Consider the following 19149-nt stretch of genomic DNA (forward strand, 5'->3'; position numbering starts at 1 on the left):
CCCTCTCAGAGCTTCGCGGCCTTCGGGAAGAGGATGTTGTTTTCCAGGTGCACGTGCTTGTGCAGGTCGTCCTCGAACTCCTTCAGCTTCTCGTAAGTGACCATGAAGGTATTGCAGACGTCGTCGGGGACGGTGTAGTTCCTGGCGAGCCGGCGTATCTCGTGCACAGCAGCGCCGACCTCGTCGTGCTCGTGCCCCAGTTCGGCGAGTACCGCCTTCAGCTTCGTGATCTCTTCGCCGGCCGGCGACGCGCCCTGCTCGTGCAGTTCCGTCAGCCGTTTGATGGCCGGGAAAAGCTGCTCCTCTTCGCTTTTAAGGTGCTGAGCCATGTCCATGGCGACCTTCCTGAAGATCTGCGCGATCATCACGACCTCGGGGTGGTTTTCCCCGTGTACCTGGGCGATCTTGTCGGCATAGGCTGCGATGGTAGGGATGTTCTCCTTGAGGTAGCTGTGATGCTGGTTCTTGATGTAGTCGGCGAGGAAGGGGAGCTCCCAGGCGTCGAAGTTCTGGCTGCGGTCCTGCGGACGGACGGCCACCTCTTCGAGCTCGCTGCGCAGCGCCTCGATATCTATGCCTTTTTCCCTGCATGCCTGCGTCAGCGGGACGTTTCCGCCGCAGCAGAAGTCGATGCCGTATTTTTCGAGGACCTCGGCGGTGCGGAAGTCTTTTGCGACCACTGAGCCTACGGTTTCAGTCATTGTGGTTTCCTGAGTCTCTTTTTCCATGGTGTCGCTCCTTGGCCGCTGACAAGGGCGGCCGGTTCAGACGTTGTGTGAGCCATCTGCTGTTAAGCCCATGGTAGCACCAACGGCTCAAAAACGTATGATTCAGGTCAAGAAAAGGTGCATTCATTCTGATAGTGGGGAGCGCGGCTATGAATTGCCGTCCAAAAAAAGGGCCGTATCTGGCCTGACGTTCCCCCCTTTGCGAAGGGGGGAGCGGGGGGATTTGCCTTTGTCATTTGAAATATGGAATTGAGAACCCGGCCGACCCAGCAGCGCCCGAAGGCGTGAGAATCAGCGCGTGGGAAGCTCTGAAGAATTCTGTACGAAGCGGCCGATGGCGCGGTCCATGGTTGAGATGTGGTCGATGAGCCAATTGGTGATGAAGCCGGTCATCGTCGTGACGAGGGGGGCGGTGAGTCCTTCCACTTTGAGGCGCTCTTTGAGCTTGTTGACCTCTTCCACAAACGCCACGTGCTTGGCGCGGTGCTTGTCGAAGTCGGGGTAGCGCACCTGCTGCATCAGCTTCTCTTCGTCTTTGAAGTGGGTGACGGCGTACGCTTCGAGGAACCAGAACATCCTCATGATCTCGTCGGTACTCTGCCGGGACTGGTAGGCGTCGGCAAAAGCGTTGAACTTGTCGAAAAGAAGCTTGTGCTGGATATCTATCTCAAGCACACCTATGTTCAGATCGTCGTTCCATTGCATCAACATGGCTCCTCCGGTTAATCACTGCGGGAACTTTTATACCTACTCTTCTTTTTGTAATCAATATATTTGTGACTGCCCAAGCAAGAGCAGCGGGTCTTTCCCCTTGCCTTACGTGGTGAACTGATCGGCCTCGTTGCCCCTTCCTCTCCCCTTCCGCTGTCTAATCCCCGTGCAAATCATTTGCAATGTCACAGTGCGTCATGCTATCTCACATTAGAACATTGGGCATTGAAATCAGCTTGTGATGCCGGACCGTCTCAGGTCTGGCGGAGGTAGTTGTGGCGAAAAAGGGCAGGGCGGTAAACAGGCGAAAATCTTCTTCCGGCGGCGGACGCAGGCCGCTTTTTGCACTTCTGGCGGTAGCCGTTCTCATCGGCCTAACCTTCTTGTTGCTCGAGTGGTTCAAGAAACCGGCGCCGCCGGTGGCTCCCCCGCCGAAACCATCAGTTTCCGCTCCGAAACACCTGCCGTTACCGGAGCGGGTGGCACCCGTGCAGCAGAAGATGTCCACCGCAGAGGCCACCCCCGCCCTTAAGCAGCACCCGTCTGCGTTGCCGAAAGCGCACGGTCCTGGGCGTCTGGCCATCATCATCGACGACATGGGGACGAACCTGCAGGAGTTGAAGACCCTGCAGTCGATCGGTCAGCCGCTTACCTACTCGGTGATTCCGAGCCTAGCCCATGCAAAAGACGTGGCCGAGGGGGCGCACGCTGCCGGTGCCCAGGTGATGGTGCACATGCCGATGGAGCCCGAGGGGTACCCGAAGCAGAAGATGGAATCGGTTGGGGTGCTGGTATCGATGGACGACGAAGAAGTCGCCGGACGGGTGAGGGGGTATTTCCGCACCGTCCCCCATGCCGTAGGTGCCAACAACCACATGGGATCGCGCTTCACCCAGGATGCCGGGAAGATGAGGGTGGTTTTGCAGGTGTTGAAAGAGAAGGGGGTATTCTTCGTCGACAGCAAGACCAGTCCCGCTTCGGTGGGGTACCGGGAGGCGAAGGCCATGGGGATGAAGTGTGCGGCGCGCCAGGTGTTTTTGGACAACGTGCAGGATGAGGCGGCGATCGGCAGGCAGCTAGCCCAAGCCGCGGCCATAGCAAGAAAAAAGGGTGCGGCGATAGCTATCTGTCATCCGCACCCTGCGACCATGCGAGCCCTGAAGCTCTATATGCCCGAACTTGCCAGAAGCGGTATCACCTTCGTCCACGCTTCGGAGCTGGCTTCTTAACTGCCGTTCAACGTTCAGCGTTCAACGTTCAAGAAAACGGTCGCCCTGATCGTCTTCCCGCTACGGCCACAGTTCTCGCCGTCAGGAAAAAGACGGCAAGGTTGTCCATGCCGGCGAACGTTGAACGTAGAACGTAGAAAGTGTAGTTAGAGCTGTCCCGCGATCCTCTTCTTCAGTCGCGAAACCTCGCGGTACTTCTCGTCCACAAGTATCGAGGCGGGGTTGTCGCCGCTTACCGGGTGAACCATCAAAAACGCGTCGCGCAGTTCCCCGCCGTACCCGGCCAGGGTCTCCTGCATGATCCCGGAAAATCCGTCGCGCTCCGGCGCGCGGGCCATCGGGTATTTCTTCTTCAATAATTCGCCGCCGGCGAGGTCGAAGCGGTGGAAATCGATGGTCCCTGCCTCGTCGCCGATACCCGGATTCAGCACGAACACCGACTCCAGGGCGGTCTGGTGGATCATCTGCCTGGTCGGATCGTCGGCCGGCAGCTGCTTCTCGATCTTGAAAATGGTCGAGATCAGGAAGCCGGTGAAGCAGTCGGCCTCCATGTAGCCGCTCGCCGCCCCGTCGGAACTCTCGCAGTAGTAGGAGACCTGCGAATCCTGCCCGAGTTCCTTGCCGCAGACAAGGCACTGACTCTTAAGCCCCGAAAGCCTGCCGAAATACTCTTCCTTCTTGCGCTTGTTCTCCTCGTGCTGCCACTTGTCGTAGAGCATGGCGCGCGGTTCTTCCGTCTCGTAATACTCCTTGGTGCACCACTGACCGAGGGCGGCGAACTGGCCGTAGACGTCGGTACCTCGACCGTGGGTGAGAATCGGGTAAATCTTTCCTTCCGGGTTGGTGTTGAGGCTCTCGACCTTCGGACTTTTCGAGATGAAGATGTCGGAGCAGCGGAAGCCGCGATTGATGGCAAACGCCTTCAAAAGGGTCTTCTGGTCCTTGAACATCCCCTCGAACTTGATGCGCTCGTCGATGAGGCAGGGGATGAGGGAGAGGCTCTTCCTGTCGAGCCCCCGCTTGTCGAAGAGCTCGAAGATGTTGCGGCAGTTGTCCATGCTGGCCATGTCCTTGATCGGAACCAGCACCCGGTCCGCCGCGTAGAGCGCGTTTTGGGTCATCACGTCGAGGTCCGGTCGGGTGTCGACGATGAGCACACCCGGGATCTCCGACATGGCGAGCAGGCGCGCAAGCACCATCGGTCCCTTGAGCGAGCCGCGCAACTCGGGGAGCGCGATCGAGGAGGGGATGTAATTGACCCCGTACTGCCCGGTGTGCAGGAGGTCACGCCCGCGGGTCTCCAGCAGCAGGTCGGCGACGGAGCCGTTCAACTTCTGTCCCTTGATGGAAAACATCTTGTCGATGGTGAAATGGTTGTCGAAGGAGAAGATGGAGACCGGAAGGTTCTCGTCCAGTGCCTTCAAAAAGATCGCGAGGTTGGTGGCCAGCGTGGTCTTGCCTACCCCCCCTTTTTCCGAGGAAACGGTTATTACATAAGGGTAATTTTTCATGGCGCGCATACTAACATCGAGACGCGGGGACGGTCAACCGGTTTGACAGTGGCGCGCGCCGCGTGATAAAAACGGCTGCAACCTTCAGCACGGTGAGGAGTTTCAGCGTGAAGGAAGATTCAGGAGGCTAGATGCAGCTCTTCAAAGAACGGCGGGTCCTCACGGTAAGTGCGTTGACGGCGCTGGTGCGCGGCCTTTTGGAGGAGAACTTCGACCAGGTATGGGTCGAGGGGGAAATCTCCAACATCGCCTGCCCGCAGTCCGGCCACTGCTACTTCACCCTCAAGGACCCCGGCGCCCAGATCCGCTGCGTGATGTTCCGCGGCGCCTTCCGTACTTTAAAGTTCACCCCCCGCGACGGGATGCGCGTTGTCCTGCGCGGCCGGATGACCCTTTTTGAGCCGCGCGGCGAGTACCAGCTCTCGGTGGACGCCATGGAGCCGCAGGGGATCGGTGCGCTGCAGATGGCCTTCATTCAGCTGAAGGAGCGTCTCGCCAAGGAGGGGCTCTTCTCGGAGCTCTACAAGCGTGAGATCCCCAAGCTGCCGCGCAGGATCGGCGTGGTCACTTCCCCCACCGGCGCCGCCATCCGCGACATCCTCACCGTGCTCTCGCGCCGCTTCGCCAACGTGGAACTCCTTATCGCGCCGGTCCGCGTTCAGGGGGAGGGGGCGGCGCAGGAGATCGCCGCGGCCATCACCGACCTGAACCGTGTCGGGAACGTCGACGTCATGATCGTCGGGCGCGGCGGCGGGTCCCTCGAGGACCTCTGGGCCTTCAACGAGGAGGTGGTGGCGCGGGCGATCCACCGCTCCGCCGTTCCGGTTATATCGGCCGTGGGGCACGAGATCGACTTCACCATCGCAGACTTCGTCGCCGACCTGCGCGCCGCGACCCCCTCCGCCGCCGCCGAACTGGTGGTAAGAAGCAAGAACGAACTGACCGCCGAGGTGGAAGGGCTCACGCACCGTCTCGCGGTGGCCCAGTCACGCCGGCTGGAACGCGCCCGCGCCCAGGTCGTCGCCCTTTCCCGCGCCGTCACTGACCCGAGCCGCATCCTTGGCCACCTCGCCCAGCGGGTCGACTCGCTGGACGCGAGGCTCGTGCGGGAGGCGGGGCTCATCCTCGACGATGCCTCCGAGCGGATCGTCTCCCTCGCTGCGCGGCTCGCCCGCCAGAGTCCGGCACTCATCCTCGGACAGAACGCGGAGCGCCTCTCCACCTTCACGCTGCGCCTGGACCACGCCATGACCAGGCGCCTCGCCTGCGCCGCCGAGAGTGTCGGGCTCGCCACCGGGACGCTCAACGCCGTCTCGCCCCTTGCCACCCTTTCCCGTGGCTACAGCATCGCCCGGAAGCTGCCCGGGCGCGCCGTGGTCACCTCGCACCGCCAGATCGCCCTGGGCGACAGGCTGGAACTCTCCCTCGCCGCTGGCAGCGCGCTCTGCACCGTGGAGGAAACCCGCGGATAGTGAATCCTTGACGGTTATTCAACGATCGGTATAATAGGCGATCACTTTTTCATTATATAGCGCGGCCGTCGTCCTCATTGGCGCCGCGGCAGCAAGCAGCACGAGGGATGGCATGGCCGTAGAAAAGTTCGAGACCGCGCTCAAGAAGCTCGAAGACGTCGTGAAGAAGCTGGAAGGGGGAGAACTTTCCCTCGAGGACTCGCTGAAGGCCTTCGAGGAAGGGGTGAAATATTCCGCCTTCTGCAGCAAGAAGCTGAACGAGGCCGAGCGCCGCGTCGAGCTTCTCGTGAAGCAGCGCGACGGCAGCCTCACCACAAGGCCTTTTGAAGAGGAAGAGTAAATTTCCTTTCCCCTCCCCCTAACCCCCTCCCGCAGGAGGGGGATTCTGGAATACAAGGAAGCCTGAATGGATCTCAAGGAATACCTGAAGCAGAAATGCCAGCTGGTCGACCAGGCGCTGGAGCGCTTTCTCCCAGCCGCCTCCGAACTCCCCTCCTCGCTGCACGGCTCGATGCGCTACTCGGTCTTCGCCGGCGGCAAGCGCGTTCGCCCCGTCCTCATGCTCGCCGCATGCGAGGCGGTCGGCGGCTCGCCCGACGCGGTGATGCCCGCGGCCTGCGCCATGGAGATGATCCACACCTACTCGCTGATCCACGACGACCTTCCCGCCATGGACAACGACGACTTCCGCCGGGGCAACCCGACCAACCACAAGGTCTACGGCGAGGCGACCGCCATCCTGGCGGGTGACGCCCTCCTGACCGAGGCCTTCATCCTCCTCTCTGGCGAGGGACAGGGTGGGGACCCCGCGGCGCGCCTCAGGGTGATCCAGGAGATCGCCGTCGCCGCCGGTTCGCGCGGCATGGTCGGCGGCCAGGTGGTCGACATGGAAAGTGAGGGGCGCCACGACGTGGACATGGCCACGCTCTCCTACATCCACACCCACAAAACCGGCGCCCTGATCCGCGCCTCGGTCCGCTCCGGCGCCATCATGGGGGGGGCGAGCGAGGAGCAGTTCAAGGCGCTCACCCGCTACGCCGACGCCATCGGCCTCGCCTTCCAGATCGCCGACGACATCCTGGACGTGGAAGGGACCACCGAGGAACTCGGCAAGGACGCAGGCAGCGACCAGGCCCGCGGCAAGGCGACCTACCCGGCCCTCATGGGACTCGAGGCCTCGAAGACGCGCGCCCAGGAACTGGTACAGATCGCGCTCGACGCCCTCGCCATCTTCGACGACCGCGCCGAGCCCCTACGGGCCATCGCCTCGTACATCGTAAAAAGGAAATCGTAAATGGCAGGTATCCTCGACGGCATCACCGAACCCAGTCAGCTGAAAGCGCTTTCCCTGCGCGAGCTGGAGACGCTCGCCGAGGAGCTGCGTGCCCGCATCATCGAGACCTGCGCCGCAAACGGCGGCCATGTCGCGCCGAGTCTCGGCGTCGTCGAGCTCACCATCGCGCTGCACCGCGTCTTCGACTCCCCGAAGGACAAGATCGTCTGGGACGTGGGGCACCAGGCCTACGCCCACAAGCTTCTTACCGGCAGGAAGGAACGCTTCAGCACGCTGCGGACCCTCGGTGGAATCAGCGGCTTTCCCAAGCGTTGCGAGTCGCCGCACGACAGCTTCGACGTAGGCCACTCCTCGACCTCGATATCGGCCGGCGTAGGCTTCGCCGTGGCGCGCGACCTGAAGAAGGAGCACAACAAGGTACTCACCGTGATCGGTGACGGTGCCATGACCGGCGGCCTCGCTTTCGAGGCGCTGAATCACGCGGGCGAGCTGAACAAGGATCTGGTGGTCATCCTGAACGACAACGAGATGTCCATCTCGGAGAACGTAGGCGCCCTGTCGAACCTGCTTTCGCGCACCATCACCAGCGAGTACGTGCACCGGGCCAAGAAGGACCTGGAGGCCTTTCTCGAGGGTGTTCCCATGTTCGGGCGCTCCGTTTTGAAGATCGCCAAGCGCGCCGAGGAGTCGCTTAAGACCCTGTTCACCCCAGGCATGCTTTTCGAGGCCTTCGGCTTCGAGTACATAGGCCCCATCGACGGGCACGACATCCCGAAACTCCTTGAGACGCTCGAGAACGTTAAGCGTTTCGACGACGCGGTGCTCATCCACGTCCTCACCAGGAAGGGGAAGGGGTATCCCCCGGCCGAGGCGAACCCGTCGCTTTTCCACGGCGTCGGCCCCTTCGACTTAAAGACCGGCAAGGTGCTGAAAGGGAAGGGGGGCGCCGCCTCTTACACCGGCGTCTTCGGTGAGACGGTGAAAAGGCTCGCCCACGAGGATGACCGCATCGTCGCCATCACCGCGGCCATGCCGGACGGTACCGGGCTCACCCCCTTCGCTAAGGAGTTCACGGACCGTTTTTTCGACGTGGGTATCGCCGAACAGCATGCCATCACCTTCGCCGCCGGCCTCGCCGCGGAAGGGTTCCGTCCGGTGGTCGCACTCTACTCTTCGTTCTTGCAGCGCGGCTACGACCAGCTCTTCCACGATGTTTGCCTGCAGGATCTCCCGGTCACCTTCGCCATCGACCGCGCCGGCGTGGTGGGCAACGACGGCCCCACCCATCACGGCGTCTTCGACCTCTCCTACCTGCGTGCGGTACCGGGGCTCACCATCATGGCGCCGAAGGACGAGAACGAGCTGCAGCACATGCTGGTGACCGCGCTCTCCCTTCCCGGCCCAGCGGCGCTGCGCTACCCGCGCGGCAACGGCCTCGGCGTTCCGATGGACCAGATCCTCAAGCCGCTCCCCATCGGCCGCGGCGAACTCCTCGAGAAGGGGAAGGACGGCGCCATCATCGCCGTCGGCACCATGGTGCAGCCGGCCCGCGAAGCGGCGGCAGCTCTTGCCGCTGACGGGATCGAACTCTCCGTCATGAACGCCCGCTTCGTAAAGCCGCTCGATGCCGACCTCATCCTCTCGCTCGCCGAGACCGGTTTCCTGGTTACCCTCGAGGACAACGTGGTGCAGGGGGGCTTCGGCACCGCCGTCCTTGAACTCCTTGAGGAGCGCGGTGTCACCGGCGTTAAGGTGCTGCGCCTTGGCTACCCCGACCGCTTCGTCGAGCAGGGGGAGCAGGCCGAGTTGAAGGCCGCCTACCGGCTCGACGCCGCCGGCATCGCCGCAAGCATCCGGGAGGCGCGGCGCCCGGCCCCGGCACGCTCCGAAGCGGCGGCTCCGGTCGGGGAACCCGTCCCGGACCAGCCGCATGCCTAAGATCCCCCCGCTCCTCGTTGCCTTTCTGCTTTACGCCGGTCCGGCCCTGGCCGCCGACCCGCTCGCCCTGAGCGCCAAGGCCGACCAGATGATCGCCAGGGGGGACCTAGCCCAAGCGGTCGACGAACTGAAGGCCGCCACCTCGCTCTTTCCTTACGACGAAGGGGTGCGGCGCAAACTTGCCTTCACCTACACCGAAATCGCCAAGCGCGACCTGCAGTCAGGGCATTTCTCCGCCGCCGCCGAACACTTCGGACAGGCGCACGAACTCCTCCCGGCAAGTGCCGAACTGGGACTCATGCGCGGCATCGCGCTTTACCTCGGCAAGGATTACGCGGCGGCCCGCGAGGAGCTTTTGCAGGCCGGGGAGGGGAGCGAGCCGCTCATCTATCTTGGGAAGATCAGCTACGACACGGGCGACCTCCCCGGCGCGCTCGAGGTGTGGCGGCGGGCTAAGGGGAAGGACCCCGGCAACAAGACGCTCGAGACCCTGATCGGCAAGGCGGAGCGCGAGCTCCCCGTCGAGTCGCGTATGGACAAGGGGTACAGCTCGATGTTCGACCTCTCCTACGACGCCGAGTTGCCGCCGGGGCTCTCCGCCGAGGTGCTGGACGCGCTCGAGAGCGCCTACAACGCGGTGGGCGCCGACCTCGGCGTCTTTCCTACCACGCGTATTCCGGTCCTGCTCTACACGAAGAAGGACTACAGCAGCGTGACCACCGGGCCGGACTGGTCCGGAGGGCTCTACGACGGCAAGATCCGCCTGCCGGTTGGTGGGCTCACCCGGGTGACGCCGCAACTGCGCGCCATCATCTTTCACGAGTTCACCCACGTCCTCGTCGCGGAGCTTACCCACGGCAACATCCCCACCTGGCTGAACGAAGGTCTCGCCGAAATGGAGGGGCGCAAGGAGTTCGCCCCGCCGCTCCCCCGATTCGGCGCCGTACAAGGGAAGCACGTGCTGCCGCTTACGTCCCTCTCCCGCGGCTTTGCCGGGATGGGGGGAGAGGAGGCGTGGCTCGCCTACCAGCAAAGCCATGCCATGGCGTCGTTCATGGTGCAGCGCTACGGCTGGTACGCCATGCAGCAGTTGCTCAAGTATCTGGGTGAGCGCGCGGGCATCGAAGAGGCCGTCGCCAAAGCTCTTTCCGACTACGGGTTGGATCTGGACGGCGTGATGCGTGAGTGGCGTGAGTCGCTGACAGCAACGGCTGCGGGCGACGGTGCCAACTGAGTGGTATAGTATGAACTAAGCCGCAAGTTCGGCAGTATCAGCGGCAGACAGCAAAGCAATAAACGGGAGTTTTCTTGATTTACGGCACTGGCGTTGACATCGTTGAAATCGCCCGCTTCGAAAAGTTCTTGAGAGAGGGCAACGACGGACTGTTCCAGAGACTGTTCACCCAGCGGGAGATCGATTACTGCTCGGTGAAAAAGAACTGCGCCCAGCACTACGCCCTGCGTTTTGCGGCAAAAGAGGCATTCCTGAAGGCTCTTGGTACCGGGCTGCGTGACCGGCTTTCCTGGAAAGACATGGAGGTGGTGAACGATCCCCTTGGTAAGCCTGAGCTGAAGCTGACCGGGCGGGCCGAGGAGCTTTACCGTCAGGCGGGGCTTGCCGGCTGCTTTCTCTCCCTTTCCCATGACGCCGGCTGTGCCGTCGCCTTCGTGGTACTGGAGCGCTAGATGAAAGTCGTGAGCGGTCAGGTCATGCAGCTTATGGACAAGAGGGCGATCGGTGAGTTCGGCATCCCGGGGCTCGACCTCATGGAGCGTGCCGGTTGCGGTTGTGCCGATGCCATCGTGGATACCTTCGGCGGCGGTACTGGGAAGCGCGCCGTGATCGTGGCGGGGAAGGGGAACAACGGCGGCGACGGTTTCGTCGTCTCACGCCTTCTGTCGGAACGCGGGTGGGACGCTCCGGTGCTGCTTCTCGCTGCCCCCGAGGCGATCGCCGGAGACGCCGCTGCGAACCTTGCGCGCCTTCATCCCGGCGTGGTGAAGAGCGTGCCGCAGGGGATAGCCGGGGCGCGTGACCTTTTCGAGGGGGCGACGGTGATCGTGGACGCCCTGCTCGGTACCGGGATGAAGAGCGAGGTGTCCGGCATCTACGGCGAGGCGATCGACGCGATCAACGCGGCCGGGGTTCCTGTGGTTGCCGTGGACATCCCGTCCGGCGTCGACTCCGCTACGGGAAAGGTGCTCGGGCGCGCGGTGCGCGCCGACCTTACCGTCACCTTCGCACTGCCTAAGCTGGGCAACATCCTGAACCCCGGCGCGGAACTCTGCGGCAGGCTCGTCGTCGCCGACATCGGCATGCCCGACGCCGTGGTTGCCGAGGCCGAAGGAGTCGAGTTCACCAATCTTCCGAGCGCTGCCCTTCTTTTCAGGCCGCGCCCGGCAACTGCCCACAAGGGGACCGGCGGCCACACTCTCGTCGTCGCCGGGAGCACCGGCAAGACCGGTGCCGCGGCCATGGCCGCGAACAGCGCGCTGCGCGCCGGGGCTGGACTCGTCACCCTCGCGGTCCCGGCACTTTTGCACCCGATCCTGGAGGCGAAGACCACCGAGGCGATGACCATCCCGCTCGGCCCGGGGGCAAAGGGTTACCTTCAGGCCGGGGCGCTCCCGGAAATCGCCGCTGCTGCGGCGGCCCGCGACGTCGTCGCCCTCGGCCCCGGTCTCGGGACGGCCCCTTCCACGGTTTACCTGGTTCATTCGCTTCTGGCCGCGCTCAGGCAGCCCATCGTGCTCGACGCCGATGCCCTGAACGCAGTGGCGCCCGACCCGTCCCTTTTACTCAAGAGAAGCGGCCTGATCACGGTGCTCACGCCGCACCCCGGCGAGATGGCACGCCTTATTAACGGCTCGGTACCCGAGGTGGAGGAGGACCGTATCGGCTGCGCCCGCGACTTCGCGACCAGATACCAGGTGCACCTGATCCTGAAGGGAGCACGCAGCATCATAGCCGCCCCCGACGGCCGCATCGCCGTGAACGGCAGCGGCAACCCCGGTATGGCGAGCGGCGGCATGGGGGATGTCTTGACCGGCGTCGTCGCTGCCCTCATCGGCCAGGGATACGACCCCTTCACCGCCTGCAGGCTCGGCGCCTTCGTCCACGGCTTCGCTGCCGACCTGCTGCTCGAGACCCGCGGCAGCCAAGGGATGAGCGCCACCGACGTGCAGGAGGCGCTTCCCGCCGCGATGGACCGGATCGCCCGGACGCGCGGCACTCATCACGTCTTAGATACCGACAACACATCACAGGGAGAATGACCATGATGAAAGCAAAAGAGATCATGACCAAAGACGTGGTTACCGTAGGCCGCGACACCACAGTGAGAGATCTTGCCAAGCTATTCGCCGAACGCCGCATCTCCAGCGTCCCGGTGGTGGACGGCGAGGGGCTTTTGATCGGCATCGTGTCGGAAAGCGACCTCATCGAGCGGGACAAACCGCTGCACATACCGACCGTCATCTCCATCTTCGACTGGGTCATCTACCTGGAGAGCGACAAGCGTTTTGAGAAGGAGCTGCAGAAGATGACCGGACAGACCGTCTCGGACATCTTCTCGCAGGAGGTGCTCACCGTGGGGCCGGAGTCGCCGGTTTCCGAGGTGGCCGAACTGATGACCAACAAGAAGGTGCAGGCCGTCCCGGTGGTCGAGGGGCGCCGCGTGGTCGGTATCATCGGGCGCATCGACATGGTGCGCACCATGATAGGGTAGTGTCGATGTCTTTTGTGCGGACCAAATGCAGCGACGAGACGGTGCAACTGGGGGAGAGGCTCGGGCGGCTGCTTGCCCCCGGCGACTTCATCGCCCTGACCGGTGAACTCGGTGCGGGCAAAACCCAGTTCGCAAAGGGGATCGCCCGAGGGCTCGAGGTCGACCCGGAGACCCCGGTAACGAGCCCGACCTACACCATCTTGAACATCTACGAGGGGAGGCTCCACCTGTATCACTTCGACCTCTACCGTCTCGAGGGGGCACACGACGTCGACGCGCTCGGTTTCGAGGAGTATTTCTCCGGGGACGGCGCCTGCGTCGTGGAATGGGCCGAGCGCCTGGACGGGGAGATGCCCGACGACGTCCTCACCGTGACGCTTAGCCACGAGGGGGAAGAGGAACGCAGTGTCAGCTTCGAGGGCTCAGGCCCCAGGTCACAGGCCATCGTCCGCGCTCTCTCAGCAGGGGAGCGAGATTAAGTCTGAAGACGCCTCTTCCAGTTCCGGAAGGGGCGTTTCTTTTTGTTGTAAACAGAGAAGGGGGCAAAAAGTGCTCATAAGGCTGTCTTGGCCTTGATTGTTTAAAAAAATGTTTTGACCGGGCACAGTAAACTTGCTAATAAAGTGTTTCCTATCGCCGGGAGCGAAGGTTCCAGGCGGATCAACAGCATATAGTACAAGGAGGACTGACATGGCTTTGGTTGTCCAAAAGTACGGCGGCACCTCGATGGGTTCCGTCGAACGAATTCGCAACGTCGCCAAGAGGGTGGCAAAAACCTACGACGCCGGCAACGACATGGTGGTAGTTGTCTCCGCCATGGCAGGTGAAACCAATAAATTGGTTGCGCTTGCCAACGAGGTCTGCGAATTCCCGGACACCCGTGAATACGACGTACTCGTCGCGGCGGGGGAGCAGGTCTCCATCGCCCTTCTGGCCATGTGCTTGAAAGCCATGGGGTACAAGGCGAAGTCCTACCTCGGTTTCCAGGTCCCCGTCCTCACCGATACCTCCTACAGCAAGGCCCGCATCGAGAGCATCGACGACAAGAAGATGCGTGCCGATTTGAAAGAGGGGACCATCCTGATCGTCGCCGGCTTCCAGGGCGTAGACGAGTTCGGCAACGTCACCACCTTGGGGCGCGGCGGCTCGGACACCTCCGCGGTGGCGCTCGCCGCGGCGCTGAAAGCCGACGTATGCGAGATCTTCACCGACGTGGACGGCGTCTACACCACCGACCCGAACATCTGCAAGGACGCTAAAAAGATCGAGCGCATCTCTTACGAGGAGATGCTTGAGTTGGCCAGCCTCGGGGCGAAGGTGCTGCAGATCCGCTCCGTCGAGTTCGCCAGCAAGTACAACGTCGACGTCCACGTCCGCTCGAGCTTCAACGAAAATCTCGGAACCATGGTTACCAAGGAGGATAAAGAAATGGAAGCAGTGCTCGTCTCGGGTATCGCCTACGCCAAGGATGAAGTGAAGATCGCCGTCATGCAGGTGCCGGACAAGCCCGGGATCGCAGCGCAGATCCTGTCGCCGCTTTCCGACGCCAACATCTCCGTCGACATGATCGTCCAGAACGTGAGCGAGGCCGGTTCCACCGACTTCACCTTCACCGTGCCCCAGGCCGACTTCAAGAAGGCGCTTTCCATCACCAAGGAGACCGCCGCGGCGATCAACGCGAAAGAAGTTCTTTCCGACGAGAGCGTCACCAAGGTATCTATCGTCGGTCTCGGCATGAGGAGCCACGCCGGTGTGGCCACCACCATGTTCCAGGCGCTCGCGAAGGAAGGGATCAACATTCAGATGATCTCCACCTCCGAGATCAAGATCTCCGTCGTGGTCGACGCGAAATACACCGAGCTCGCTGTCCGCGTGCTGCACGACGCCTTCGGACTGGCCGGGAAATAACACCCGTTCAACGTTCAACGTTCTGCGTTCCGGAACGTCCGGGCTTCGGCTTCGGGCGTTTTCGGTGCGGCGGGCGCGAACTTGAAGACGGCTTGGCTTTGTGAATCGAACGTTGAACGTTGAACGTTGAACGTCTTTTGTTGAAGTTGGGGGTGATATGAGTCTGGTGAAACTTTACGATACGACGCTTAGGGACGGTACGCAGGCGGAAGACATCTCTTTCCTGGTCGAGGACAAGATCCGCATCGCCCACAAACTGGACGAGTGCGGCATTCACTACATCGAGGGGGGATGGCCCGGCAGCAACCCGAAGGACGTCGCCTTCTTCAAGGACATCAAGAAGGAAAGGCTCATCCAGGCGAAGATCGCCGCTTTCGGCTCCACCCGCCGCGCGAAGATCACCCCCGATAAGGACCAGAACCTGCGCACCCTGGTGGAGTCCAAGTCCGACGCCGCCACCATCTTCGGCAAGACCTGGGACTTCCACGTACACGAGGCGCTCAGGATCCCGCTCGAGGAGAACCTTGAGCTCATCTTCGACTCGCTGGAGTTCCTCAAGCAGAACATGCCGGAGGTCTTCTACGACGCCGAGCACTTCTTCGACGGCTACAAGTCCAACCCCGAGTACGCCATGAAGACGCTGCAGGCGGCGCAGCAGGCGGGTGCCGACTGCATCATCCTTTGCGACACCAACGGCGGCTCCATGCCGTACGAGATCGCGAGCATCGTGGACGAGGTGAAAAAGGTCATCACCACCCCGCTCGGCATCCACGCTCACAACGACGGCGAGTGCGCCGTGGCCAACTCCATCATCTCGGTGCAGCAGGGGATCGTGCAGGTGCAGGGGACCATCAACGGCTTCGGCGAGCGCTGCGGCAATGCGAACCTCTGCTCCATCATCCCGGCGCTCAAGGCGAAGATGCGGCGCGACTGCATCTCCGACGCGCAGATGAAGACGCTCAGGGACCTCTCCCGCTACGTCTACGAACTGGCGAACCTCGCTCCCAACAAGCACCAGCCTTACGTCGGCAACTCCGCCTTCGCCCACAAGGGGGGCGTGCACGTCTCGGCCATCCAGCGCCACCCGGAGACCTACGAGCACATGCGGCCGGAACTGGTCGGAAACACCACCCGCGTGCTGGTATCCGACCTCTCCGGGCGCGCCAACATCCTCGCCAAGGCGACCGAATTCAACATCAACCTGGACAGCAAGGATCCGGTCACCCTCGAGATCCTGGAAGACATCAAGGCGATGGAGAACCGCGGCTACCAGTTCGAGGGGGCGGAGGCCTCTTTCGAGCTCCTGATGAAGCGCGCCCTCGGTACGCACCGCAAGTTCTTCTCCGTGATTGGCTTCCGCGTCATCGATGAGAAGCGGACCGAGGACGACCAGCCGATCTCCGAGGCGACCATCAAGGTCAAGGTCGGTGGGAAGATCGAGCACACCGCATCCGAGGGGTACGGCCCGGTGAACGCCCTCGATAATGCTCTCAGAAAGGCCCTCGAGAAGTTCTACCCGAAGCTCAAGGACGTGAAGCTGCACGACTACAAGGTTCGCGTGCTCCCGGCGGGGCAGGGGACCGCTTCTTCGATCCGCGTCCTCATCGAGAGCGGTGACAAGGAAGGGCGCTGGGGGACCGTAGGCGTCTCCAGCAACGTCATCGAGGCCTCCTACCAGGCCCTCATCGACGCAATCGAGTTCAAGCTGCACAAGGACGAGGAGACGGCGGCACCCAAGAAATGATGCCGAGGAGCCAGCGACTCGCCTTATGGTGTCTCGCCCTGGCTCTCACCCTGCCGCTTTACATCAAAGGCCGCATCCCCACCCCGCAAGGTGAGGACGCGGCCTTTTCTCGTTTCACAGGCCAGACTGTGACGGTGCGCCTGACGGGAGACCTGCCGCGTCCCGGCGTCTATCGCTTCCCCAAGGGGGTTGCTGCGGTCGCCGCCATTAAAATGACGCTCCCCGTCGCCGAGGTTGCGGCAAGCGTCAGAGGATCCGACACTCGCGAACTTACCAGCGGGGATGTCGTTGCCATCAGCCGTGATCGGTCTGGTAAGTATAAGTTTTTGTTAAGTAATATGGCGATCAAGGAGCGTATGCTCCTCGGTGTGCCACTGGACCCGGACCTGTTGAGTGAGGCGGAATGGGTCCTCCTGCCGGGGATCGGGGCGGCACTATCTCGACGCATCATCGAAGACCGTCAGGAAAATGGCGCTTTCGGCGCCGTGGAAGGGTTGCTGCGGGTGCCGGGGATCGGCCCAGGCAAGCTTGCTGCAATCAAAAGATATTTTTAATGCGCTGCAACCGGGCCTTTTTGCGAAAGGTTCCTTCGAAAAGGAGTAATTGTAGCATTACAACTTCCTCATATTTTTCTTCTTGGCATGTTAGGTGAAATATACGAACCCACATGAAGTTCTTTAATCAACTTTCTGTTGGGAGGTATGGCTTATGAAATGCCCTAAATGCAAAGGTAGGATGTTTGCCGAGAAATATTACGACTTCGTGAGATCGTTCGACGCCTGGAAGTGCACCTGCTGCGGCGAGGTGCTCGATCCGACCATCCTGGCCAACAGGGCAAGGAACTTCAACAGCCTCCTCGGCTGATACTGAACCGATAGAGAACAGCGAAGGGGGACCGCATAAGCGGCCCCCCTTTTTTCTTGCTGATTTTGGGCTTGACAGCTCCTGGCCGGTCCGTTATAAAAGGGATCAAATTGGTCCTAAAGGTGTTTTTTATGATGGAACTAACCCGAAAGGGAGAATACGCAATCCGCGGCATCATCTATCTGGCCCAGCAGCCGCCGGGCCGGGTTTCGCTTATCAGCGAGATCGCCGCCGCCGCGGAAGTCCCGCAGACTTTCCTGGCCAAGATATTCCAGAGCTTCGCGAAGCTTGGTCTGGTCTCCTCTTCACGCGGTACCGGGGGGGGCTTTGTCCTGGCCCGTCCCGCGTCCACCATCACCCTGCGTGAGGTGGTCGAGGCGGTTGAGGGGCCGATCCTGCCCAACCGCTGCCTTCTGGGCAGCGCCTGTGACCGCGGCGGCCCCTGCCGCGTACACGCCGTCTGGAAACAGGTACAGACCGAGGTTGTTTCCATTCTGGACGCGGTGACCATCGATACCCTCGCCCGCAGCCCTGACTGCAAAGGTTAAATTTTTTTGTAAACAATTAGGATAAAGAAGGTCCTGTTTGTCTTTTGTGAGCATTAATATCAACAACGGCTGAACCGGCCCCACGGGCCAAAAGTTTCAATTTAATCAAAGGAGCGAAAAAATGGATGTACTAACCCTGAGCAGGCTGCAGTTTGCCGTCACCAGCATGTTCCACTTCATCTTCGTCCCGCTGACTCTCGGTCTCTCGGTCTTCGTGGCTATGATCGAGACCCGCTATGTCTTGAGCGGCAATGAGATGTACAAGAGGATGGCCAAGTTCTGGGGCAAGCTGTTCCTGATCAACTTCGCGTTGGGCGTGGTGACCGGCATCACCCTGGAGTTCCAGTTCGGCATGAACTGGGCCGAATACTCCCGCTACGTGGGGGATATCTTCGGGGCGCCCTTGGCCATCGAGGCCACCGTGGCGTTCTTCATGGAGTCGGTCTTCATCGGCGTGTGGGCTTTCGGTTGGAACAAGGTCAGCAGGAGGTTCCATGCCTTCTCGATCTGGATGGTCGCGATTGCCACGAATCTTTCCGGCCTCTGGATCCTGCTCGCCAACGGCTGGATGCAGCACCCGGTAGGGTACGTGCTCAGGAACGGCCGCGCCGAGATGGTGGATTTTCTCGCTCTCATCACCAACCCCTTCGGCCTGTTGAAGTTCGGGCACCAGATCGTCTCCGGCTACACCGTTGCCGCTTTCTTCGTCATCGGCATCTCCGCCTACCACCTGCTCAAGGCACGCAACCGCGAGTTCTTCAAGGCATCCTTCACCATGGCCGCCGGTTTTGCCCTCTTCGCCACCATCATGGTGGCGGTCATCGGCGACTTCCATGCTGCCGACGTCGCGAAAACCCAGCCGGCCAAATTCGCCGCCATGGAGGCGGTGTGGAACACATGTAACAACGCTCCCATGCACCTGATCGCCTTCCCGGACGCTAAGAACGAGTGCAACCTCGTCTCCGCGCTGCCGGTCCCGGGGCTTTTGAGCTTCCTCGCTTTCCACGACACGAACGCGGAGATCCGCGGCATCACCTCCTTCCCTAAGGACGAGCGCCCGCCTGTCCTCCCGGTCTTTCTGAGCTTCCGCCTTATGGTGGGGCTCGGCACCTTCTTCATCGTGGTCGCTGCCGCCGCGTTCTTCCTCGCTAAAAACGGCCTCCTCGAGAAGTACCCCCTGTTCCTGAAGCTGCTGGTCCTGGTCATCCCGCTTCCGTACATAGCGAACCAACTCGGCTGGATCGTCTCCGAGCTCGGGAGGCAGCCCTGGATCGTCTACGGGCTGATGAAGACCTCCGACGCGGTCTCCAAGTCGCTCGAGATGTCGCAGGTGGTTGGGTCGCTGGCGGGATTCACGCTCCTCTACGGCCTGCTGGGCTTCGTGGACATATACCTGCTGGTCAAGTTCGCCCGCAAAGGGCCTGAAGAAACTCATGTTCGCGCCACCGGCGCTTTCGGAAACTAGGGGGAAAAT

At 61.8% G+C, this 19149-nt stretch carries 19 protein-coding genes; 16 read left to right on the top strand and 3 right to left on the bottom strand.

What is annotated here, in order from left to right; genetic code table 11:
- Window positions 1-5 precede the first annotated feature (5 nt).
- Together ric and E8K79_RS06665 are read right to left on the bottom strand one after the other, a co-directional pair.
- The gene (gene ric / locus E8K79_RS06660; RefSeq protein WP_456237319.1) at window positions 6-701 is read right to left on the bottom strand and encodes an iron-sulfur cluster repair di-iron protein; all 696 of its coding nucleotides are present in this window, start codon (window positions 699-701) and stop codon (window positions 6-8) included.
- Window positions 702-1019: 318 nt separating this feature from the next.
- Complete coding sequence (locus E8K79_RS06665) at window positions 1020-1439, bottom strand: bacteriohemerythrin (RefSeq protein ID WP_136514069.1); 420 nt, start codon at window positions 1437-1439, stop codon at window positions 1020-1022.
- A 275-nt stretch (window positions 1440-1714) separates the two neighbouring features.
- Here E8K79_RS06665 and E8K79_RS06670 point away from each other — a divergent pair, with 275 nt between their 5' ends.
- Complete coding sequence (locus tag E8K79_RS06670; protein ID WP_136514070.1) at window positions 1715-2668, top strand: divergent polysaccharide deacetylase family protein; 954 nt, start codon at window positions 1715-1717, stop codon at window positions 2666-2668.
- Window positions 2669-2814: 146 nt separating this feature from the next.
- Here E8K79_RS06670 and E8K79_RS06675 read toward each other — a convergent pair whose 3' ends face one another.
- Window positions 2815-4188: a ParA family protein gene (locus E8K79_RS06675; RefSeq protein ID WP_136514071.1), complete on the bottom strand. Its 1374-nt coding sequence runs from the start codon at window positions 4186-4188 to the stop codon at window positions 2815-2817.
- 122 nt (window positions 4189-4310) lie between these two features.
- Between E8K79_RS06675 and xseA the strand changes: the two genes are divergently transcribed.
- The 15 genes from xseA to E8K79_RS06750 all read left to right on the top strand — a co-directional run bounded on the left by xseA (window position 4311) and on the right by E8K79_RS06750 (window position 19140).
- Window positions 4311-5651 (top strand): exodeoxyribonuclease VII large subunit, encoded by a 1341-nt coding sequence (xseA, locus tag E8K79_RS06680; protein WP_162604618.1) that lies wholly within the window; start codon window positions 4311-4313, stop codon window positions 5649-5651.
- A gap of 112 nt (window positions 5652-5763) precedes the next feature.
- Complete coding sequence (locus tag E8K79_RS06685) at window positions 5764-5991, top strand: exodeoxyribonuclease VII small subunit (RefSeq protein ID WP_129127463.1); 228 nt, start codon at window positions 5764-5766, stop codon at window positions 5989-5991.
- A 66-nt stretch (window positions 5992-6057) separates the two neighbouring features.
- Window positions 6058-6945, top strand: coding sequence for a polyprenyl synthetase family protein (locus E8K79_RS06690; RefSeq protein ID WP_136514072.1), 888 nt, complete (start codon window positions 6058-6060; stop codon window positions 6943-6945).
- Window positions 6946-8883 (top strand): 1-deoxy-D-xylulose-5-phosphate synthase, encoded by a 1938-nt coding sequence (dxs, locus tag E8K79_RS06695; protein ID WP_246043754.1) that lies wholly within the window; start codon window positions 6946-6948, stop codon window positions 8881-8883.
- Window positions 8876-10117, top strand: a complete 1242-nt coding sequence (locus tag E8K79_RS06700) for a peptidase MA family metallohydrolase (RefSeq protein ID WP_136514073.1) — start codon at window positions 8876-8878, stop codon at window positions 10115-10117. The genes dxs and E8K79_RS06700 overlap by 8 nt, the downstream gene beginning before the upstream one ends.
- A gap of 74 nt (window positions 10118-10191) precedes the next feature.
- On the top strand, window positions 10192-10569 hold the full coding sequence (locus E8K79_RS06705) for a holo-[acyl-carrier-protein] synthase (RefSeq protein WP_136514074.1): 378 nt from the start codon (window positions 10192-10194) through the stop codon (window positions 10567-10569).
- Window positions 10570-12159, top strand: coding sequence for an NAD(P)H-hydrate dehydratase (locus tag E8K79_RS06710; protein ID WP_136514075.1), 1590 nt, complete (start codon window positions 10570-10572; stop codon window positions 12157-12159).
- 2 nt (window positions 12160-12161) lie between these two features.
- A complete protein-coding gene (locus tag E8K79_RS06715) occupies window positions 12162-12611 on the top strand; it encodes a CBS domain-containing protein (RefSeq protein ID WP_136514076.1) in 450 nt (149 codons plus the stop codon).
- A 5-nt stretch (window positions 12612-12616) separates the two neighbouring features.
- Window positions 12617-13090: a tRNA (adenosine(37)-N6)-threonylcarbamoyltransferase complex ATPase subunit type 1 TsaE gene (gene tsaE / locus E8K79_RS06720; RefSeq protein ID WP_136514077.1), complete on the top strand. Its 474-nt coding sequence runs from the start codon at window positions 12617-12619 to the stop codon at window positions 13088-13090.
- Window positions 13091-13301: 211 nt separating this feature from the next.
- Window positions 13302-14519 carry an aspartate kinase gene (locus tag E8K79_RS06725; RefSeq protein ID WP_136514078.1) on the top strand — a complete coding sequence of 406 codons (1218 nt, stop codon included), beginning with the start codon at window positions 13302-13304 and terminating at the stop codon, window positions 14517-14519.
- 157 nt (window positions 14520-14676) lie between these two features.
- Window positions 14677-16263 (top strand): citramalate synthase, encoded by a 1587-nt coding sequence (gene cimA, locus E8K79_RS06730; RefSeq protein ID WP_136514079.1) that lies wholly within the window; start codon window positions 14677-14679, stop codon window positions 16261-16263.
- A complete protein-coding gene (locus tag E8K79_RS06735) occupies window positions 16260-16817 on the top strand; it encodes a ComEA family DNA-binding protein (protein ID WP_136514080.1) in 558 nt (185 codons plus the stop codon). The genes cimA and E8K79_RS06735 overlap by 4 nt, the downstream gene beginning before the upstream one ends.
- A 154-nt stretch (window positions 16818-16971) precedes the next feature.
- Entirely contained in the window at window positions 16972-17127 is a 156-nt protein-coding gene (locus E8K79_RS21250) for a hypothetical protein (protein WP_012529698.1), read from the top strand.
- 131 nt (window positions 17128-17258) lie between these two features.
- Window positions 17259-17675, top strand: a complete 417-nt coding sequence (locus tag E8K79_RS06745) for an RrF2 family transcriptional regulator (protein ID WP_135872286.1) — start codon at window positions 17259-17261, stop codon at window positions 17673-17675.
- A 121-nt stretch (window positions 17676-17796) separates the two neighbouring features.
- The gene (locus tag E8K79_RS06750; protein ID WP_136514081.1) at window positions 17797-19140 is read left to right on the top strand and encodes a cytochrome ubiquinol oxidase subunit I; all 1344 of its coding nucleotides are present in this window, start codon (window positions 17797-17799) and stop codon (window positions 19138-19140) included.
- Window positions 19141-19149 lie beyond the last annotated feature (9 nt).

The sequence above is a fragment of the Geomonas edaphica genome (assembly GCF_004917075.1).
Lineage (GTDB): Bacteria > Desulfobacterota > Desulfuromonadia > Geobacterales > Geobacteraceae > Geomonas > Geomonas edaphica.